16 protein-coding genes are annotated in these 19,775 nt (G+C 52.3%); 9 read left to right on the top strand and 7 right to left on the bottom strand.

The window, feature by feature from the left end; translation table 11 throughout:
- Nucleotides 1–142: 142 nt before the first annotated feature.
- Together F0P93_RS10995 and F0P93_RS10990 are read left to right on the top strand one after the other, a co-directional pair.
- Nucleotides 143–856, top strand: coding sequence for a ferritin-like domain-containing protein (locus tag F0P93_RS10995; protein ID WP_150876382.1), 714 nt, complete (start codon nucleotides 143–145; stop codon nucleotides 854–856).
- Nucleotides 857–869: 13 nt separating this feature from the next.
- A complete protein-coding gene (locus tag F0P93_RS10990) occupies nucleotides 870–1,652 on the top strand; it encodes a ferritin-like domain-containing protein (protein ID WP_150876381.1) in 783 nt (260 codons plus the stop codon).
- A gap of 71 nt (nucleotides 1,653–1,723) precedes the next feature.
- Here the strand turns inward: F0P93_RS10990 and F0P93_RS10985 are convergent, their stop codons facing one another.
- The 6 genes from F0P93_RS10985 to F0P93_RS10960 all read right to left on the bottom strand — a co-directional run bounded on the left by F0P93_RS10985 (nucleotide 1,724) and on the right by F0P93_RS10960 (nucleotide 7,151).
- A complete protein-coding gene (locus F0P93_RS10985) occupies nucleotides 1,724–2,086 on the bottom strand; it encodes a DUF1801 domain-containing protein (protein ID WP_138989948.1) in 363 nt (120 codons plus the stop codon).
- 196 nt (nucleotides 2,087–2,282) lie between these two features.
- Nucleotides 2,283–3,470, bottom strand: coding sequence for a fumarylacetoacetase (gene fahA, locus F0P93_RS10980; RefSeq protein ID WP_150876380.1), 1,188 nt, complete (start codon nucleotides 3,468–3,470; stop codon nucleotides 2,283–2,285).
- Nucleotides 3,467–3,904, bottom strand: coding sequence for a MarR family winged helix-turn-helix transcriptional regulator (locus F0P93_RS10975; RefSeq protein ID WP_138989946.1), 438 nt, complete (start codon nucleotides 3,902–3,904; stop codon nucleotides 3,467–3,469). Before F0P93_RS10975 ends, fahA begins: the two co-directional genes overlap by 4 nt.
- Nucleotides 3,905–4,003: 99 nt before the next feature.
- Nucleotides 4,004–4,825, bottom strand: coding sequence for a phenylalanine 4-monooxygenase (gene phhA, locus F0P93_RS10970; protein ID WP_225309450.1), 822 nt, complete (start codon nucleotides 4,823–4,825; stop codon nucleotides 4,004–4,006).
- Nucleotides 4,822–5,958, bottom strand: coding sequence for a 4-hydroxyphenylpyruvate dioxygenase (gene hppD, locus F0P93_RS10965; protein ID WP_150876379.1), 1,137 nt, complete (start codon nucleotides 5,956–5,958; stop codon nucleotides 4,822–4,824). Before hppD ends, phhA begins: the two co-directional genes overlap by 4 nt.
- Before the next feature lie 14 nt (nucleotides 5,959–5,972).
- Nucleotides 5,973–7,151, bottom strand: a complete 1,179-nt coding sequence (locus tag F0P93_RS10960; protein ID WP_150876378.1) for a homogentisate 1,2-dioxygenase — start codon at nucleotides 7,149–7,151, stop codon at nucleotides 5,973–5,975.
- A gap of 296 nt (nucleotides 7,152–7,447) precedes the next feature.
- On the opposite strand from F0P93_RS10960, the gene F0P93_RS10955 reads away from it, so the two are divergent.
- Both F0P93_RS10955 and F0P93_RS10950 read left to right on the top strand, forming a co-directional pair.
- Nucleotides 7,448–8,359 (top strand): nucleotidyltransferase family protein, encoded by a 912-nt coding sequence (locus tag F0P93_RS10955; RefSeq protein ID WP_150876377.1) that lies wholly within the window; start codon nucleotides 7,448–7,450, stop codon nucleotides 8,357–8,359.
- Between the two features lie 454 nt (nucleotides 8,360–8,813).
- The gene (locus F0P93_RS10950; RefSeq protein WP_150876376.1) at nucleotides 8,814–9,221 is read left to right on the top strand and encodes a hypothetical protein; all 408 of its coding nucleotides are present in this window, start codon (nucleotides 8,814–8,816) and stop codon (nucleotides 9,219–9,221) included.
- Nucleotides 9,222–9,399: 178 nt separating this feature from the next.
- Here the strand turns inward: F0P93_RS10950 and F0P93_RS10945 are convergent, their stop codons facing one another.
- On the bottom strand, nucleotides 9,400–11,079 hold the full coding sequence (locus tag F0P93_RS10945; RefSeq protein WP_150876375.1) for an AMP-binding protein: 1,680 nt from the start codon (nucleotides 11,077–11,079) through the stop codon (nucleotides 9,400–9,402).
- Between the two features lie 278 nt (nucleotides 11,080–11,357).
- Between F0P93_RS10945 and F0P93_RS10940 the strand changes: the two genes are divergently transcribed.
- The 5 genes from F0P93_RS10940 (at nucleotide 11,358) to F0P93_RS10920 (ending at nucleotide 19,763) form a co-directional block, all read left to right on the top strand.
- Nucleotides 11,358–12,785: a T9SS type A sorting domain-containing protein gene (locus F0P93_RS10940; protein ID WP_150876374.1), complete on the top strand. Its 1,428-nt coding sequence runs from the start codon at nucleotides 11,358–11,360 to the stop codon at nucleotides 12,783–12,785.
- Nucleotides 12,786–12,893: 108 nt separating this feature from the next.
- Complete coding sequence (locus F0P93_RS10935; protein ID WP_150876373.1) at nucleotides 12,894–13,751, top strand: CAP domain-containing protein; 858 nt, start codon at nucleotides 12,894–12,896, stop codon at nucleotides 13,749–13,751.
- Nucleotides 13,752–13,988: 237 nt separating this feature from the next.
- Nucleotides 13,989–14,831 carry a FecR family protein gene (locus F0P93_RS10930; RefSeq protein WP_150876372.1) on the top strand — a complete coding sequence of 281 codons (843 nt, stop codon included), beginning with the start codon at nucleotides 13,989–13,991 and terminating at the stop codon, nucleotides 14,829–14,831.
- A gap of 45 nt (nucleotides 14,832–14,876) precedes the next feature.
- On the top strand, nucleotides 14,877–18,008 hold the full coding sequence (locus tag F0P93_RS10925; protein WP_225309449.1) for a SusC/RagA family TonB-linked outer membrane protein: 3,132 nt from the start codon (nucleotides 14,877–14,879) through the stop codon (nucleotides 18,006–18,008).
- 33 nt (nucleotides 18,009–18,041) lie between these two features.
- Nucleotides 18,042–19,763, top strand: coding sequence for a RagB/SusD family nutrient uptake outer membrane protein (locus F0P93_RS10920; protein ID WP_150876371.1), 1,722 nt, complete (start codon nucleotides 18,042–18,044; stop codon nucleotides 19,761–19,763).
- Nucleotides 19,764–19,775 lie beyond the last annotated feature (12 nt).

Below are 19,775 nucleotides of genomic sequence, written 5' to 3'. Positions count from 1 at the left end.
AATCACACTGCCCGAAACCGGGGCCGGTCAATCGGAAAAACCGGTTCTTTCCGGGCGGCTCCAATCTAAAGCGGAACCCCTCGCGTAGGTATCGACAACACCACAATGGTTGTGGAGTTGTCACATCTTATTTCTCAACGCCATGGAAAACGCCCCTTTGCAACGTAAAACGGGATTGACCGGACTGGTTTTCGAGCCGGTCAAGCGACGGTTTTTTCTACGAATGGCCGGTGTTTCGGTCATCACGTCAACAGTTCTGCTTTCTGCCTGTAATAAAGACGATGATATGGCCCCGGTGGCCGATGGTGCGGTTGATCTGGGCAAGGATGATACCGGCATTCTCAACTATGCCTACGCCCTTGAACAACTGGAAGCTGCTTTCTACACCCAGGTCGTCAAAACCCCGTATGCCAGCATTCCGGCGGCTGAACTTCAGTTGCTGACCGATATTCGCGACCACGAAATTGCGCACCGCGAATTTCTGAAAGCCGCTCTGGCGGGTGCCGCTATCCCGGCCCTGGAAGTCGACTTCTCGGCCATCAACTTCACCGACCGTGCCAGTGTGCTGGGGGCTGCCAAAACCTTCGAGGACCTGGGCGTGTCAGCTTACAACGGAGCTGGCAAGTTCATCGTGAACAAGGATTATTTGCTACTAGCCGGTAAAATCGTGTCGGTGGAAGCCCGTCATGCTGCGGCCATCCGCGATTTGCTGAGTCCTAAAACCGCCGATTTTGCACCTGATGCCCTGATCGACAGCAACGGATTGGAAAAAGTCAACGATTTCAACACAGTGTTGACGGCGGCTCAGCCCTACATCAAGACGGTTATTAGTGGAATGAATCTGCCAACCAAATAATCCCCGAGAACGTATGAACCTGTTTGATATTTTTGGAAAACTGGAAAAAGTGGACCCGGAACTGGGCGAACGCGTCAGTTTCAATCGCCGGAAAATGTTCGGCCAACTTACGTCACTGGCGGCTGCAGCCGTTCCGGTGGCTACGGCAACCTTGCTGAAAAAATCCTATGCCGGGCCGAAAGACGCCATCACGGACGTCCTGAACTACGCCCTGACGCTGGAATACCTGGAGAATAAGTTTTATGCAACTGCGTTGGCATCTACCGTCATTCCGGCGGCTGATAAGGCGGTTTTTACGCAAATTGGTAAACACGAGCAGCAGCATGTAGCCTTTTTGAAGGGTGCGCTGGCTGCCAATGCGGCTGCTGAACCGACATTTGATTTTACGGCCAAAGGTACGTTCAAGGACGTTTTCACGAACTACCAAACGTTTCTGGCGCTGTCGCAGGCTTTTGAAGATACCGGCGTGCGGGCCTACAAAGGGCAGGCCGGGGCTTTGATGGGCGACGATGCACTGTTGACGTATGCCTTACAGATCCATGCCGTGGAAGCCCGTCACGCATCGGTAGTGCGTCGGTTACGCGGACAGAAAGGCTGGATCACCAACAACGACGGGGGCGGAACACCGGCCGCTATTTATGCTGGTGAAGATAACGTCTCGCAGGGGGGTGTCGATATTACGACGCTGGAATTGATGGCCGGTACTAAAATCAGCAAAAACGCTGCGACGGAGGCTTTTGACGAACCTTTGTCGATGGAGCAGGTGCTGCCAGTGGCCAAATTGTTTATCGTCTAAGTAGAAAACGAGGTTGTTTTAAGAGGTTGTTTTTTAAAAAGAAGCTGAGCGCATCAGCTTCTTTTTTTTTGTTAGAACTTTCCGTGGTTTTTGGCCATTTCCAGCAGCTCGGTCAGGCCGGAGGTCGTAATTTCGTCGGGTGATTCAAATTTGATGTGCCGCAGCAGTTTCCCGGTTCCTTTCAGCAAACCGTTCGGATCGGGCAGTTGGGTGCCATAATTGAAACCCAGATTAACGCTCGAAGAGAGTGGCGCAATGTAGCAGATTTCGTCCGACATCCGGGGGCCGGTTCCGTAGGTAATCGTTTTGTAGCCGGTATGAACGGACTCGTGTGCTTCGGGCAGCACGCTCCGAACCAGCTCCCGAACTTTCAGCGCAAGGTCGCGAACTTCCGGTTTATAGTCAGCTAAAAAGTCTTCAACTGGTTTTTTCATGGGCGGGTTTAGTTGGCCAAAACTATAGTTTGTCCATGAAAAGTGCAAAAATCGCGCCGATTATAATTATATACTGCCAAAAAACCGCTCTGTTGTCGTTTTAAAGCCGTATTGGCCAGGCATGGATACGGTTAGCAATCTAAAAGTGATTTTGTGGTTTTGCCGAAAAAAACGAGGCAAAATCAATCGGCTGGCGTTAGGTTGAAGCAACGATTTTACAGCGAACCTCGCCGAAATCGACGCGTTTTTCGTCGGCCCAGCCGCGCAGAATAATCGTGTCGCCATCTTGCAGGAATGTCCGGGTGGAGCCATCGGGCAGGGTCAGTGGGCGGGTTCCGTTCCAGCTTAGTTCGAGCAATGAACCGTAACTGCCGGGCGTTGAGCCGGATATGGTTCCGGTCGCCAGCAGATCGCCGACATTCAGGTTACAACCGTTGACGGTGTGGTGGGCAATGAGTTGGGCCACATTCCAGTAAAGATGACGCGCGTTCGTTCGGCTAATGACGACCTCATTCAGGTTGCCGGGCGTTTGTAAAGCCACTTCCAGCGTCATATCGAAGTGCTTTCGTCCGCCCGATTGCAGGTAAGGGAGGGGCGTCGGCTCCTGCTTCGGGCCATCGATGCGAACGGAATCGAGTGCTTCCAGCGGCACAACCCAGGGAGACATCGACGAAGCAAAATTTTTCCCCAGAAACGGCCCCAGCGGCTGGTATTCCCAGCGTTGAATGTCGCGCGCCGACCAGTCGTTGAACAGCACCAAGCCAAACACATGGTCTTCGGCGTCGTTGACCGAAACCGGCTCGCCCAGAACCGACGGTTTTCCGATGACGATTCCCAGTTCCAGTTCAAAATCCAGCGCGTTGGAAGGACCGAAAACCGGCTGCTGATCCGGGCCTAGAAATGGGCCTTTGGGACGCTTGATGGGCGTTCCGGAAACTACAATGGACGATGCCCGCCCGTGATAGGCCACCGGCAAATGTTTCCAGTTCGGCAGCAGGGGCTCTGCCTGTGGCCGAAACATCCGGCCCACATTGCTGGCGTGTTCTTCGCTGGCGTAAAAATCCGTGTAATCACCAATGCGAATCGGCAGGTGGAGCGTTGCGGCTTCGGCATCGATCAGCACGAAGTCGGCAAAGGCTTCGAGCGGTTTTTCCGGATCGGTCAGCAAGTCGATCAGACGCTGGCGAATGGTCCGACAAACGGGTTTTCCCAACGCCATGAAATCATTCAGAACTGATTTTTTGAATACCGCCAGATCGAACGAAAGGTCATCGAAAAAACCGAGCCGACCGACCATTTCCAGATCAAGAATCTGGTTGTCAAGCCGGACGCCCAAGCGGGGGCTGGAACCGTCGGTGCTGAATAGGCCGTAAGGGAGGGTCATTCACTGATGTTGTTGTAAATCGAATCCATGATGCGGACGAAATGCTGGTAATCTTCTTCGCTCAGGTCGCCCCAGCCTTTCCGGCGAATATCGACCACCGTGGGCAACACTTCGTCGTATTTGGTCTGGCCTTCGGGGGTCAGAAAAATCAGAAATTTCCGGCGGTCTTCTTCGGCCATGCGTCGTTCGGTCAGTCCTTTTTTGCAGAGCAGATCAATCATCCGGGTCACGGTTGGCGCGTCCTTCGTTGTCAGGTCGGCCAGTACATTCTGGCTGATACCGGGGTTGCGGTAGAGGTGATCGATGAGCACCCATTGATCGACGGTCAAGTCAAAACCGGTTTCGTTGAACTGCTTCTGGAGCGCATTCCGAATTTTCTTGATGGTCGTGTCAATCTTAAAAAAATAAGCCCGGTGATCGGAGGGATGCGTCATTCGTCTGATAGCGGTTTTCACTGGTTCATTCGCCGGAGCGACAGGCTGTATCATGCCGCGAAAAAGCATGACAAAACCCAACCACAAAAGTAGTCCAAACTAAGTGACTAACAATTCTTCCAGTTTCTCTTCAATTTCCGGAATGGATTGATACAGTTGCTCGTACGATTCAATGACAAAATACCGGTCCTGAAACCGGTCGATGACGTAGGGCGTTTGCAGCAGTTTTCCGACCTGATACGGAATGCGGCTCGGTCGTGGATCGGATAAGCTGTAGGTGGTTTCGCCCGTCGAGGACAGAATGCCCCCGCCGTAGATACGCAATTCCGATTCCTGAATCAAGCCAAACTCAACCGTATACCAGTAGAGCCGCGAAATCATCTCAATGGCTTCGGGATGATCGACGTGGGCGAGTGCAATCCGGCTCAGAGCCGCCAGAAAATCGCAGAATGCCTGATTCGACAGCATCGGAACATGCCCGAACGTATCGTGAAACAGGTCCGGTTCCTGCAAATAATCCAGTTGTTCGCGCCGACGTAACCAGGTGGTGGCCGGGAAGTTGCGGGCCGCCATCAGTTCGAAAAACGCGCGGTTGGAAATCAAACCCGGCACCGCCGAAACCCGCCAGTTGGTGAGCTTTAGCAAGCGGGGATTCAGCTCGCGTTCAAAATCCGGAATGTGATCGGCCACAAAACCGACCTGATCGATGCCGTCCAGATAAGCCTGACTGGCCTTTCCCGGCAAAAGTGTCATCTGCCGTTCGAAGAGCAACCGCCAGACGACCTGGTCGTCAGCGGTGTAAGTGTCGTATGCCTGGTTCATGGTTTTGTAGTTTACGGTTTTCAGTTTACGGTTTTCGGTGGCTGACGCATTTGCATCGTGCGTCAGCCACCGAAAACCGTAAACTGAAAACCGATTCACAGGGTGCCCCGCAATTCCTGCTCGTGTTCGATGGCTTCGAAGAGGGCTTTGAAGTTGCCCTTTCCAAATGATTTGGCGCCTTTCCGCTGGATAATTTCGAAAAACAGGGTCGGGCGCGGACCCACCGGTTTGGTGAAAATCTGGAGTAGATAGCCTTCGTCGTCGCGGTCGACCAGGATGCCGAGCGACCGTAACGCGTTGATTTCTTCGTCAATATGGCCCACCCGGTCGAGCAGATCGTCGTAATAGGCATCCGGCACTTTCAGAAACGCCACGCTGCGATTCCGTAATTCCGTTACGGTTTTTACAATGTCGTCCGTGGCCACGGCAATGTGTTGAATACCGGGGCCGCCGTAGAAATCCAGGTATTCTTCCACCTGCGACTTTTTCTTGCCTTCGGCGGGTTCGTTGATCGGGAATTTGATGCGCCCGTTGCCATTGCTCATTACCTTGCTCATCAGGGCCGTGTAATCGGTCGAGATGTCCTTGTCGTCGAAGGATACCAACTGGTTGAATCCCATTACGTTGGCGTAGAAATTGACCCAGGTGTTCATCTCGTTCCAACCCACATTGCCGACCATGTGATCCACGTAGTTCAGACCCACGTCGTCGGGATGGTGTTCCGGCTCCCAGGTTTTGTAACCGGGCAGAAAAATACCGCCAAACTGACTCCGTTCGACAAAAACATGGACCGTGTCGCCGTAGGTGTGAATGCCCGACCGAACTACAAAACCGTCTGCATCGACTTCACGCGTGGGGGCCATGAATGGAATCGCGCCCCGCTGCGTGGTTTCTTCGTAGGCTTTTGTCGCGTCATCGACCCACAAGGCCACCACCCGAACGCCATCGCCGTGTTTATCAATGTGTTGACCGATGTCCGTACCGCCGTGCAGGGGCGAGGTCAGCACCAGCCGGATTTTACCCTGAACGACAACGTACGATTCACGGTCGCGCCAGCCGGTTTCCAGCCCGGCATGGGCCAGCGGCTGAAAGCCAAACGCCGTCTGGAAATAGTGCGCCGACTGGAGGGCGTTGGCGACGTATAATTCAATATAATCGGTACCATTGAGGGGCAGAAAATCTTTTGCCTCATCGGAGGCCGGTTTTGTTTGTGTCAATTCTGCGGTTTCCATTGGTTGTTGATGATTTAGTCAATCCAGGATTGGTAATACTTCCCATCGTCCAGTTGCAGGGCCGCGTCCGTCAGCATGAGCGGCCGGAACGTATCGACCATCACGGCGTATTCGTGCGTCTCTTTCTTGCCAATGCTCCGTTCCATTGCGCCGGGATGCGGGCCGTGCGGAATACCGCCCGGATGCAGCGTGATGTGGCCCGGTGCGATGTCGTTGCGACTCATGAAATCGCCGTCGACGTAATAAATCACCTCGTCGGAGTCGATGTTGGAGTGGTTATACGGGGCCGGAATTGCTTTCGGATGATAGTCGTAGAGCCTCGGGCAGAACGAGCAAACCACAAAGGCGTCGGTCTGAAACGTCTGGTGAACCGGCGGGGGCTGGTGAACGCGCCCGGTAATCGGTTCGAAATTGAAAATCGAAAAACCGTACGGATAATTGTAGCCATCCCACCCCACGACGTCGAACGGGTGCGAGCTATAGATGAGTGAGTGCAGCGCGCCTTGTTTCTTGATTTTGATCAGAAAGTCGCCGGTTTCGTCGTGGGTTTCGAGGTTTTGTGGGCGCTTGATGTCGCGTTCACAAAACGGCGAATGTTCGAGCAACTGACCGAACTGGTTGCGATACCGCTTGGGCGTGTAAATCGGTGAATGCGATTCCAGGTAAAGCAATCGCGGTTGCGTGTCCGGGTCGAACTCGATCTGGTAAATCATGCCGCGCGGAATGATCAGGTAATCCCCGTATTCGAACGGGATGGTGCCCAGCAAGGTGCGGAGCCGTCCGGAACCCCGGTGGACAAAGATCAACTCATCCGCATCGGCATTCTTATAAAAGGAATCCGTCATCGAACGGGTTGGAGCTGCCAGCCCCACGATCACCTCTTTATTGACCAACAAAGGAATACGGCTTTCCACCAAATCCGCGTTGGTGGGTTCCAGATTGAAACCGAGCAGCTTGCGCGAAAGAATGTTCTTCTCAACCGCCACCACCGGTGTTTTTTCCACACTTTCCAGCACCGCTTTAACCATCGTGGGCCGGTGTACATGATAAAGCAGCGACGACATGCCCTCGAAACCGATGGTGCCGAATAACTGCTCGTAATAAAGCCCGGCAACCCCGTCGCGGCCCGGCGGTTTTTCGAACTGGGTGTGCCGCTTGGGCGGAATCTGACCCAATGTGTGATAGAATGGCATGGGCGTTGATGAAATCTGCGAAGTAATACTTGTTTTACTAACTATTGTTTTGCTTACAATTATAACGTTATTCTTGAAATATATTGAACAATTTCAGGAAATAATTTTCTTATAAATTGATTTTATGGATTTGCAGGCCATAAAGTGCATTTAATACGAACCCGTGTAGGGAGCAATCAGCATTTCCTTATTTTTGCCCGCGATTACCCCCAACCCCCTGAAGGGGACTATTTAAATCCGGGTTATATAGCCCCCTTCAGGGGGTTGGGGGCTTAACTTTCAACTCCATAAACCTGATGCAACCCACGCTCCTGATTTTGGCCGCCGGTATTGGCAGCCGCTACGGTGGAATCAAACAACTGGATCAATTTGGTCCGAACGGTGAGACGATCATTGATTATTCCTTATATGATGCCATTCGGGCCGGTTTCGGCAAAGTCGTATTCATCATTCGCGAAGAATTGCGGAAAGATTTTGAAGAGATCTTTCTGCCGAAGCTCGCCGGTAAAATCGACGTGGATTTTGCGATCCAGGCCTTAGACTCCTACGTACCGGAAGAACTGGGCGCCATTCAGCGGACCAAACCCTGGGGGACGGGCCACGCCATGCTCTGTGCCTGGGAGCAAACCGACACGCCGTTTGCGGTCATCAACGCTGATGATTTCTATGGGCAGGAAGCGTTTCGGATTCTGGCCGACTTTCTGGTGAATAACACCGATGATGCGATGCACGCCCTGGTGGGCTACGAAGTTCAGAATACGCTGTCGGATTATGGATCGGTTTCGCGGGGTGTTTGCGACCTCAATGCCGATGAAACCCTGTCGTCGGTGATCGAACGGACCAAAATCTACCGCCAAAGTGCCGGCGACGACGTGGGTCAAATAGTGTTTGAAGAAGCGGACGGGCTAACGGTGCTGGCACCCGACACCCCGGTTTCGATGAATTTCTGGGGTTTCAAACCGGCGGTTTTTCCCCTCGTCGAGGAGCAGTTTGCCGATTATGCCCGTGCGAATTATAACGCACCCAAAGCCGAGTTTTACATCCCAACCATCATGACCAATCTCATCCAGCGGAACCAGGGTCAGTGCCAGGTATTTCGCAGCCAGTCGGAATGGTTTGGTGTTACGTACCCGGATGACAAACCGCTGGTACAGGCGTCGTTCAAACGGCTGCACGAAGAAGGAAAGTACCCTGAAAGATTATGGTAGTTTTTGAAGAAAAGGTACTTGGTGAATGTTTCTAACTTTATTTTACCACTGATATTGGGGAAATTGGCTTTGTTTATGATAAAATAAGACAATTTTCGGCCCAAATCTGAAAAAGTAAAAAAAGCTCCGGACACCGTGTTTGGGGCTTTTTTCATTACCGCAGGAATGAATTGTACTATTTTATAAAAGCTGGTATTAATCCTGGAAAATGGACATTTCACTATTTAAAGTATTAGTAGTAAACAACCGTAAAGTATTGAATTTTTCTAAGTTTAACCTTTAAATTATAAACAACTTTTCAATTATTAACAATTCGGTAATTGACTTGTATTCAATGTTGTATAAATTTGTATCAACAAAGGAGTTGACAAGGGTTCAGTAGGGTAAGCAATTAGTTTATTGTACTATATCAAGTCTGAATACAACCTAGTTCGAACACAACCTGTAGAAAATTATGAAAACGAATTTTGTTAATAATAATGTAGCGTTGGGCTTAGCGATGCTGGCCGCAACGACTCTGGTAGCCATTGCTCCTTCATCGGCTGTTGCCCGTGTATTAGATGGCCCGAAAGCAGAAACGAAAGCCGCTCCGGTTTCGATCCGGGAAGTTGGTAACCTGAAATTCAAAGTGTCGGTCAATCAGCCGGTTGATTCTAAAATTGTTGTTTCAATTGCTGACGATTCCAACAACAAGCTGTACAGCGGCACGCTGACCAAAAAAGAACAACTGGGCCGGGTATATGATTTCTCACAATTGGCGGACGGTAAATATGTGATCGAAGTAGCCTATGGCAAAGAGAAAGTTTCTCAGTCATTCGCCATTCAAACCCAAGTGAGCCGTGTGGTTCTGGCGCGGAACTAAGCCCTCGGGCCTTTCCGCTTCCACTCCCTAATTCTCGTCCACCTTTGTCAGTTCAAAAAAGGGACCCGTCAGGTTTTGAAAACCTGACGGGTCCCTTTTTTGACGATTGACCGCTGACATCGCGACAACTGGTCGATGGTCAATCGTCGATCGTCAGTGGTCAATCGTCAAAAGCCCCTTAACACTCCCAGATCACCGTTTCCTCCCGTTCAAACCAGGGTTGGAGGTGGGATTCGTACCGGGATTCGATCATTTTTCGCTTTATTTTCAGGGAGGGCGTCATCAGGTCGTTGTCGACCGTCCACGGCTCTTTCACGATCACGGCTTTTTTAACGCGCTGATACGTGTGCAGATTGGGATTCAAGGCGTTGAGCGTCTCCTCCAGACTTTGAGAAACCTGCGTCTTATCCGCCTTGAGTCCCGTTTCCGACAACACAATCAGCGCGATCGGTTGCGGCAATTGCTGAACGGCGACGCAGATTTGATCGACAAAATTGTTCTCAGCAAAACCGGTTTCAATCTGCGCCGGAGCCACGTATTCGCCCTTGGTGGTTTTGTAAATCTCCTTCACCCGGCCCGTAATGGCTAAAAAACCGTCGTCGTCCAGCACGCCAACGTCGCCGGTATGGAGCCAGCCGTCGGCATCCAGGGCCGCTGCGGTCATCTCCGGCTCCCGGAAATAGCCGCGCATCGTCCAGTCGGAGCGGGTCATGAGCTCGCCCGTGATCGGGTCGAACTTGACCTGAATACCGCTGTAGAGCATTCCAACGGTGCCGTCTTTGATCGTAGAAGGAGGCATCACCGACACCACGCCCAGGTTCTCCGTCATGCCGTAGGCTTCCTGGATGGTGATGCCCAATTCCCGAAACCACCGGATGATGGCAACGGGCGTGGGGGCCGCACCGGTCAGAATCAGCCGGACGTCGTTGAGGCCGAGGGCCACGCGGAGTTTTCGTTTGATCAACCCGGAAATCACCGGAATTTTGAGCAACCGATCGAGTTTTTGCTGCGATAGACTGGCAAGAATGTTCTGCTGAAATTTCAACCAGATGCGGGGAACACCCAGGAAATGCGTCGGACGCGCGGCCGCCAGATTGTTGGCAAACGTCGCCATCGATTCTACAAAATAAACCGTACCGCCCGTAATGAGGCTGAGGGCTTCGACGAGGTTCCGCTCGGCCACATGGCAAAGGGGCAAATACGAAAAAAAACGCGAATCCGGCACGTCGACGCACATCAGCGGTTTGGTCGCGTCGATGGCGCTGATCATCGCCTGGTAGGGCATCATAACGCCTTTGGGGCTGCCCGTTGTCCCGGACGTGTAAATGATCGTGAATAAATCCTCGGAATGTGGTTGCGGATTGTCCGTCATCGGCTCATAACGACTCAGAATCGTATCCCACTGCGCGTGATCCGGATCGGCCGTGTAGCCCGGGAAATCGATGCAGTGTAGGGTTTCGGGGACACCCGGTTTCATTTCAGGCCATTTATCCAGTTTTCCGACAAACAGTACCGGGCAGCCGCTGTGTTCCAGTACCTGATGTAACTGGCTGGCTGTCAGGGTTGGGTAGAAAGGAACGGACACGTGGCCACTGAGCAGAATCGCCAGATCGGCAATAATCCAATGCGCACAATTTTTAGATACGAGACCAATATTGCTCTTCGGGGGTAAGCCCAGCGAATTCAGGTACGTCGCCAGCGTCCGTGCCTGTTTCCCGACATCGCGCCAGGTATAGTCGCGGTATCGGTCGCCTTCGGGTTGCCGCAGGTAGACTTTTTTGGGTTGTTGTTTCTCCCAATAATAAAAATAGTCAAGCAGCGTCTGCCCTTTCTGAAAATCAGAGCGTAACGTGTTCATATCAGTAAAGATTGGCTGAATAGTAAAGGTGTAAAATAGTATTTGTTTTTGAAATAATTGTAGTTAATGTGGAAATTCTTAGCGAAAAAGAAGCAGAATTTCCCGGAATGGGTTTTGAACGATCAGAAAAGCGGGTTAAAGGCTCGAATGAAGACGCCAATGCAGAACAAGTAAAAATTCCCGGTGGAATTTGTTACTAAACTTCGTCCTAATCGTCTCAATAAAAGGCACATCCGGAGCCAGACATTTCTTCGGTGTTCGCCGAAATCCCGACTTTTATGACGACAATCTTACTGACCCTAAATCGCCTTTGTGTTATCCTCCTTTTTTCGCTCTCCTTCCTGAGCGGGAACGCCCAATCGCCGACGAACCTGACGACCAACATCGCATTAACCGCACCGACCGAAACGGATTTTGCCCCTTCTGCTTTTTTTTCGAGCACGGCCCAGCTTGTTGCGGCTTTCAATACGGCGCGACGCGCTGAAGAAACCCAGTTGGGATTGCCCGCCAATAGCTTGGGTACCTTAACCTTACCGGCTAATTATGCCACCTTTTCGCCCAATGACCGGGCGTTGTATCTCATTAATCAGGAACGGATCGCCCGGGCTGGCGTTACGTATCCCGGAACAACGGCCGTTCTGGGCTTGCCGATGGAAGCAACCGAAAGCGCGCTGATCAATACCGCTCAGACTCACGCTGCGTTTATGGTGGCTAACAACGTGTTCTCCCATACTGGCGCTGGCGGGTCAGATCCTTTCGATCGCGTGGAGGCCACGTATCCGGCAAGCTGCCTATCGGGAATGGGCTATTCCGAAAATATTTATGTCGCCTGTACCAGTAGTGCATCTACACCCACTTTTTTGGTAGAACAAGCCATTTTCAACTGGCTCTATCGCGACACGGCCGCCGGGTGGGGACACCGCAAAGCCGTTTTGATTCAAAACACGGATATGTACACCTCAGCACCCCTTCAGGGGTATGTCAACGACCACGGAAGTGCTTCCAGTGAAGGCTTTCTGGGTATTGGAATTGCCTCTACCGCCGTTGGAGCTTATTCGGCATCTTGCTCGGGTAGCTTCGCCGGGCACGTCGTGGTGATGAACATTGCCGACCCGACGGCCGATGCTAGCTGTCCATTCAATACGACGGATGCCCTTCCCGTCCATCTGCTGTATTTTTCAGGCGTTTCCCGCCAGGGGAAAGCCGTGCTGGGCTGGTCAACCGCCTGGGAGCAGGGCAGTCTGGGGTTCGATGTCCTGAAAAGCCGGGATGCCCAATCGTTTGAGAAAATTGGGTTTGTCCGTGGAAACGGAACGAGTTCGGAAACCAATACGTACGGTTGGACGGATGAGGAAGTGATACCGGGCCAGACGTATTATTACCGGTTGCGGCAAATCGACGCCAATGGCCGCACGGAACTCTCGAAACTAGTGGCCATCAACCTGGAATCGCTAGATCGGAATCATTACCTCTTTCCCAATCCCAGTGCCGACGGACGGTTTACGCTGGTACCTTCGGGGGCGGATGAATTCAGCCTGCAACTGATCAATACGGCAGGGATTGAACTACCGGTTCGAACGGTGGCTACATCCTCTTCCACAACCGTCATCCCGTGTCAGGTGCTGGCGCCCGGTCTGTATTGGGTGAAGGTACGGGATGCCAAGGGCCGGGTACAGAATGTATTGCGGCTGCTGGTGGGCCACTAAAAACCGGGTCTTCCGAAATCACAACGGTAAACGGTTGGGTTGTTTGCGTTCGTTCCGTATTTTTCGCAACGGTGCAGGTGACCCGGTTTGGCAACTAACGCCCTTTTGATGCGACAACTTACCAGTGCCCTTCTGTTGATTTCCGGTTTAGCGTTCGGTCAGGCACCAAAAAACCTGAAAGCGGATGTGAAATTACCGAAAGAGCCGACGTACACCAGTGCGCCCAACGGTTTCCCGGTTTTTGACACACCGGCTCAGGTTATGAATGCGTTCAATTACGCCCGTCGGCAGGAGGAAAAGCAGATGAGATTGCCTGCCAACAGCCTGGGAACCCTGTCTTTACCGGAAAATTACACCAAACTAGCCCCCGCAGAACGGGCGTTGCTGCTGACGAATTGGGAACGAAAAGCGCGGGCGGAGGTGAATTACGGGGACGAAAAAGCACTCGGTCTGCCGCTCGAAGCCCTGGAAACCCACCTGAACGCCGTTGCCCAGGCCCACGCTGCGGACATGACCACGCACAACTTTTTTGGACACACCAGCCGGGATGGCCGAACGGCCCTGCAACGCATCAATGCCCAGACGGTGTTTAGCGGAAAATGCTACGAGTTCATGTCACGAGCCGAAAATATCTACATGTTTTGCTACTATTCCAGTGACAAACCGGTTCTGGAGCTACCAGTTTTCATCGTGGAACAAGCCATTTTTTCCTGGCTCTACCAGGATGCCGCCGTGGCGTGGGGACATCGGGAAACGATGCTGATCCAGGACAAAGATGCGTCCGGTGGAAAAGGGTTTCAGAACAACCGGGGGGGCGTCGGCAGCGAAGGTTTTCTGGGCGTCGGGCTGTCGACGCGGGCCGACTATGGCCCTTGCTCCAAAATGCCGGGTTATCAGCGGGTTGGCCACGTTGTGGTCATGAATCTGGTTGACCCGGCCCCCGATTGCCCGTATTCTCTTCCGTAAATTTTCTTCCGGAACGGCCTGTTCACCGGTTTATTGATTTTACGTTTCCGGGAAATGTACTTAAGTATATTTTCCGGAAACCGCTTTGCCGTGCGGTTTTAAGCCACTAATCAGGCGGGGTACTCTAAAATCAGGGTTGTAAAAAAGTCTTGTCGTCAAATTTCAAAGTACGGCAAGTAGAACGTTTGGATGGGCTTCTTTTATGGCATAGTAAACTTTATCTACAAAAAATACTAAATGAAACACTTCTCCGCCTATACTGCCGAGGAGTTAGCCGCTGACGAATTATTCATTCGGTGGGTTCAACATCCTGATGACGCTGAGGTTTCGGCGTATTGGGAGGGTTGGCTGGCTCACCATCCTTACAAAACGGAAGTTGTCGATTTCGCCCGCGAACTGGTTCGCATGGCATCAAGCCCGGCGTCGCGGCCGATGGAAGGAGAGGAGGTGATGTCGTTGTGGGGGCGAATCCGGTCATCGATTCAGGAAATGCCGGAGTTGCAACCCCTGCAGCCCGAAATCCAAAGTTGGGTAACAAACTGGTATATTTTCCGCTGGATAAGTGCCGCGGCCGGTATCATTCTGTTTATCGGCTGGGTTCTGTGGACGCAGTGGTCACATGCGATGGAGACCGTCCGGACACCGGTTGGCGTGGCTAAAACGGTGAAGTTGCCCGATGGAACGCTGGTAAAACTGATTGGCAACAGCCAGATTCGCTATGCCCGCGTCTGGTCGGAAGAGGTGCCCCGGGCGGTTTGGCTCGAAGGTGAAGCATTTTTTACTGTTGCCCAACGCTACGGTTCCGGTGAAGACAGCAAGTTTAGGGTTCATACGACCACCCTGACCGTGGAAGCACAGGGAACCCGGTTCAATGTCTCTCAACGAAAGAAAGGAACCCGGGTTGAGCTTTCGGCCGGTAAAATAAAGCTGATGCGCAACGACGATCCGCAGATTATCGAAATGAAACCGGGTGAATCCGTCGAAATCCCGACGCCAACACCCGTTACGGTTCAGCATAAAACATCATTTATCCCGAACGATTCGGATCTGCAACCGTCGTCGGTCATCTATTTGATCTAATACATTCTCTATTGTTTCTATACGTTTAACCAACCAATCTCTATTATGAAATACATAATTACCTCATTTCTCTCTGCTAAAGCAGGGCGGTTTGCCGCTGCAACGCGCCTGGGAGCTTGCGGGCTGGCAGGTCTGCTGGCCGGTAGCCTGCCTGTCGAGGCCGCCTTCGGCCCACATCGGCACCCGGCAGATGTACACGCTGCGAACCTGAAGGGCCTGACGCTGGCCGGTCTGAAGCCTGGTGAAATCATCGATCCTGCTCTTCAGGAACGCACGGTTTCGGGCCGGATTCTGACGGCGGAAGACAACACTCCCCTGCCGGGCGTTAACGTGGCCGTGAAAGGATCGACGCGCGGAACCACCACGGACGCCGAAGGCAATTATAAGCTGGCTATTCCGGACAACAATGCCGTGCTGGTTTTTTCATCGGTTGGGTTTCTTTCACAGGAAGTTACGGTGGGTGCGCAATCGAGCATCAACGTCAAACTGGCCGTTGATCAGCGCACACTCAACGAAGTGGTGGTGGTGGGCTATGGTACGCAGAAAAAGAGCCAGTTAACCGGAGCGATCTCCTCGGTTGGCGCAAAAGAAATTGCTGAATTGCCCATCACTAACGCTCGTCAGGCACTCCAGGGCCGGGCTGCCGGGGTCGATGTGGTGCAAAATAGCAGCAAACCGGGCGCTGGCCCGGTCGTCCGGATTCGCGGTCGCCGGTCCATCAACGCGTCGAATGACCCGCTGTATGTCGTTGACGGAATTCCGTTGGCGGGCGGGATCGACGACATCAATCCATACGACATTGCTTCGATGGAAGTGTTGAAAGATGCCTCGGCAACGGCCATCTACGGATCGCGGGGTTCCAATGGGGTTGTGTTGATCACCACGAAGCGGGGTAAGCCGGGCAAAACCGTTGTCAGTTATGATGGGTATTACGGTTTTTCGGACCGCCTTGGCAACATTGACGTTTTCAACGGAGCCGAATTTGCCGAATACAAGCGGGAATCCCGTCGGGCGGTCAACGCCTACACAACCGATGATAAACTCTTTGAACCGATTGAACTGGACGGGATCAAAAACAACCGCAGCACGGATTACCAATCCTACCTGATGCAACAAGGCAACATTCAGAGCCATCAGGTTGGGGTGCAGGGTGGAAATGAGAAAACCCAGTTTTCGATTTCCGGTAACTACTTCAAGGACGTGGGTGTCGTGAAGAACCAGGATTTTGCCCGCTATACGTTCCGGATTAACCTGGATCACCAGATTAGTAAGAACGTTAAAGTGGGTATTTCGACCCTGGGCGTTTACAGCACCCGGAACGGTGAAAACTTCAATCCGCTGGGTGGAGCCTATGCCGAAAACCCCTTGGGAAAACCGTATGACGACAACGGCAACCTGATTTTCCTGCCCACCTCCGACGGTTTACGGACGAACCCCATCGCCGAGGTAATTCCGGGCGCGCAGATCGACCTCACCAAACGCATGCGGATTTTTAACAGCATCTACGGCGAATGGAACATCATCGACGGCTTGAAATACCGCGTCAATTTCGGCCCCGACCTCACCAACCGTCGCGTGGGCCGGTTTGTCGGTAGCCAGACGAATTCGCGTCGCGGTGCCGATCCGACCGCTTTCTCGTTCAATGAGTATCAGTTCAACTGGACGCTGGAGAACATCCTGACGTACAACAAGAAATTCAACGATATTCACAACCTGAATGTTACGGCGCTTCATTCGGTTCAGAAAGACGATTACGAAACCAATCAGATTTCGGTGACGGGCGTACCGGCTGAAACGCAGCAGTTCTACAACTTAGGGCAGGCTTCCCTGATCAATTCCGTGGGTTCCAACGTGCGTCGCTGGGTGCTGAACTCCTACATGGCCCGCGTGAATTATGACTACAAGGAAAAATACCTGCTGACGCTGACGGCCCGCTACGACGGTTCATCGCGGTTTGGTGAAAACACGAAATACGGTTTTTTCCCCTCAGCGGCAGTCGGCTGGAATTTGAGCAACGAAGGGTTTCTGAAGTCCGTTCGCTGGATCGATAACCTGAAACTTCGGGCCAGCTATGGTTCAATCGGTAGCACCGCCATCGACCCCTACCAAACCCAGGCTCAGTTAGCCCGTTCGTCGTATGCCTTCGGTTCAACGGGTGCATTTGGCTATTGGCCTTTCACCATTGGCAATCCGGATTTGAAGTGGGAATCGACCACCAACAGCAACGTCGGGCTGGATTTCAGTCTGTTCAGCGGACGGGTTTCCGGCTCGCTCGAATACTACCGGGCTGATACGCGCGACCTGCTGCTGTTCGACCAGTTGCCATTGACGAGCGGTTTCGACCGTGTGCTTCGCAACGTGGGAAAAACCCGGAACCAGGGGATTGAACTGACCCTGTCGACGGTCAACGTGGATGCGCCCGGCGGATTCCGGTGGACGACCGACTTCCAGTTTACCCGCAACCGGGAATCGATCCTGGAACTGTTCAATGGCAAAGTCGACGATGTGGGCAACTCCCGGTTCATCGGGCAGCCGCTGACCGCCTATTTTGACTACAAGAAAATTGGCATCTGGCAGACCAACGAAGCCGAAGAAGCGAAGAAATACCAGAGCGCGGTGGGTCAAATCAAGATTCAGGATTTGAATAACGACGGAAAAATCGATCCGGCCGACCGCACGATTCTCGGTTCGCAGGTACCTAAATTCAGCCTGGGTCTGACCAACCGCTTCGAATACAAAGGCTTTGACCTGTCGTTTTTCGTATTTGCCCGGGTGGGATACATGTTCCGCAGCATTTTCCACCAGGACTTCCTGACGCTGGCTGGCCGGTATAACAGCCTTGATGTTGATTATTGGACGCCCAACAATCCGACCAACGAATTTCCGCGCCCGAACCAGAACCAGGAATTTCCTCCCTACCGCTCAACCCTGTTGTATTTTGACGGTACGTTCGTAAAAATCCGGAACATCAACTTCGGGTACAACGTCCCGGCGAGTCTGACGGAAAAACTGGGCATCGGTTCCCTGCGGTTTTTTGCCAGTATTCAGCAACCCTTCATTTTCTCGGAATACCGGACCAAATACAAAGGGATCGACAGCGAAACCGATGGCGATGTCAACGCGGATCAATCACCCGCCGTACGGCAAACCACGTTTGGTTTAAACCTGAAATTTTAACCCGGATTAATCGGATCATAAACGATTTTCAAGATGAAAACCTATAAAATATTCATTCGCTCATTCACACATTCGGTATTGATCGTGAGTGCGCTATTGCTCAGTACAACGGGCTGTAAAGATTTGCTGCAAGAGGACCCGATTTCGCAGGTTGGCAGCCAGTATGCCACTACACCGAACGGTTTTGAAGCGGTGGTGAAAGCGGCCTATTCATCCCTGCGCGAATATTATGGGCGGGAAGATGCGATGACGCTGACGGTTTTTGGAACAGACACCTATACCATGGGATCGGATGGCAGCTTTAAATTCGTTAACCAGTATACGTCCCAGATCGACGGCCGGCTGGGCGTTACCAATAATATCTGGAACGCGTTTTACAAAGCCATCAATACCATCAATGTGGCGCTGGAAGCTGCTCCGACCATTACGGGACTGGACGAAACCATTAAGAAACGCCGGATTTCGGAACTGAAATTCCTGCGGGCGCATCATTATTTTATTCTGGTGCAGATGTTTGGCCCCGTCACGTTACTGACCAAAGGAAACCTGGTTCCGACCAAAGAGTTTACCCGCTCTCCAGTGAAAGAGGTATACGCGCAGATTGTGACGGATCTGGAAAGTTCGCTAACCGATCTCACTCCGCCGACTACGGATTATGGCCGGGTAACCAAGGGAGCCGCCGAACATTTGCTGGCAAAAGTGTACCTGACGAAAGCCACTGATAAAGATGCGATGGCGGCTGATGATTTTGCCAAAGCCGCTACCTACGCTCAGAATGTAATTAAAAATTACAGCTACAGCCTGCTGCCCGACTTTGCCAGTGTATTTGTGCAGGGTGGAGGTGAAGTGAATAACGAAGTGATTTTCGCTACGCAGTATACTTCCGAGCCCATCACGAACATCGGTTCGGGCTTCAACAGTACCACGACCAGCACCGTCACCATCAACGGGAATCAGACGCACCTGTACTTCGTGATGGAATACGATAATCAGGCGGGTATGCAGCGTGATATCGTGAACGGGCGTCCTTTCCGGCGGTTTATGCCTACCCCTTATTTGTTGAACGTAGTGTTTGCCGAAAAGGACCGGGTAATCGATTCGCGCTACAAGAAGACTTTCAAGGACACTTGGTACTCCAACAATCCGAGTAAGACGACGCCGATTTTTGATAATTCGAAAACTGCGCTGAAGTTTGTTGCTGGTGATACGGCCATCTTCATTCCGGGTTACGAAATGCCGTTGGCAGAACGGGCGAAACGACGGTATCAGGTGTTGGTGCCGAGTTTATACAAGCCCAATTTGTTCCCCAATTTGCAGAAATTCATGGATGCGCTGCGTCCTGACCGGACCTACGAAGCCGGAAGTCGCGATTTTATCATGTTCCGCCTGGCCGAGACCTACCTCATCGCGGCAGAAGCCCTGATCAAACAGGGAAAAGCGGCCGATGCGGTGCCCTTCATCAATGCTGTTCGTCGTCGGGCAGCCTGGGCGGGTAAAGAGAAAGACATGGAAATTACGGCGGCTCAGGCCACAATGGACTTTATCATGGAAGAACGGGAGCGTGAACTGGCCGGTGAAATGCACCGTTGGTTTGACCTGAAGCGTTGGGGGAACCTGGTTGAACGCGTGAAAGCGTACAATGCCGACGGAGCTCCGAACGTCAAGGATTTCCACGTACTTCGTCCAATTCCACAGGATCAGATTGACCGTACGGCGGGTGGAGCGGCCAAATACCCGCAAAATCCCGGCTATTAATCCGAATTGCTG

The sequence above is a fragment of the Larkinella humicola genome, from assembly GCF_008727875.1.
GTDB classification, from domain to species: domain Bacteria; phylum Bacteroidota; class Bacteroidia; order Cytophagales; family Spirosomataceae; genus Larkinella; species Larkinella humicola.
Note: the sequence above shows the minus strand (reverse complement) of the source record. Positions and strands in the feature narration are given on the sequence as shown.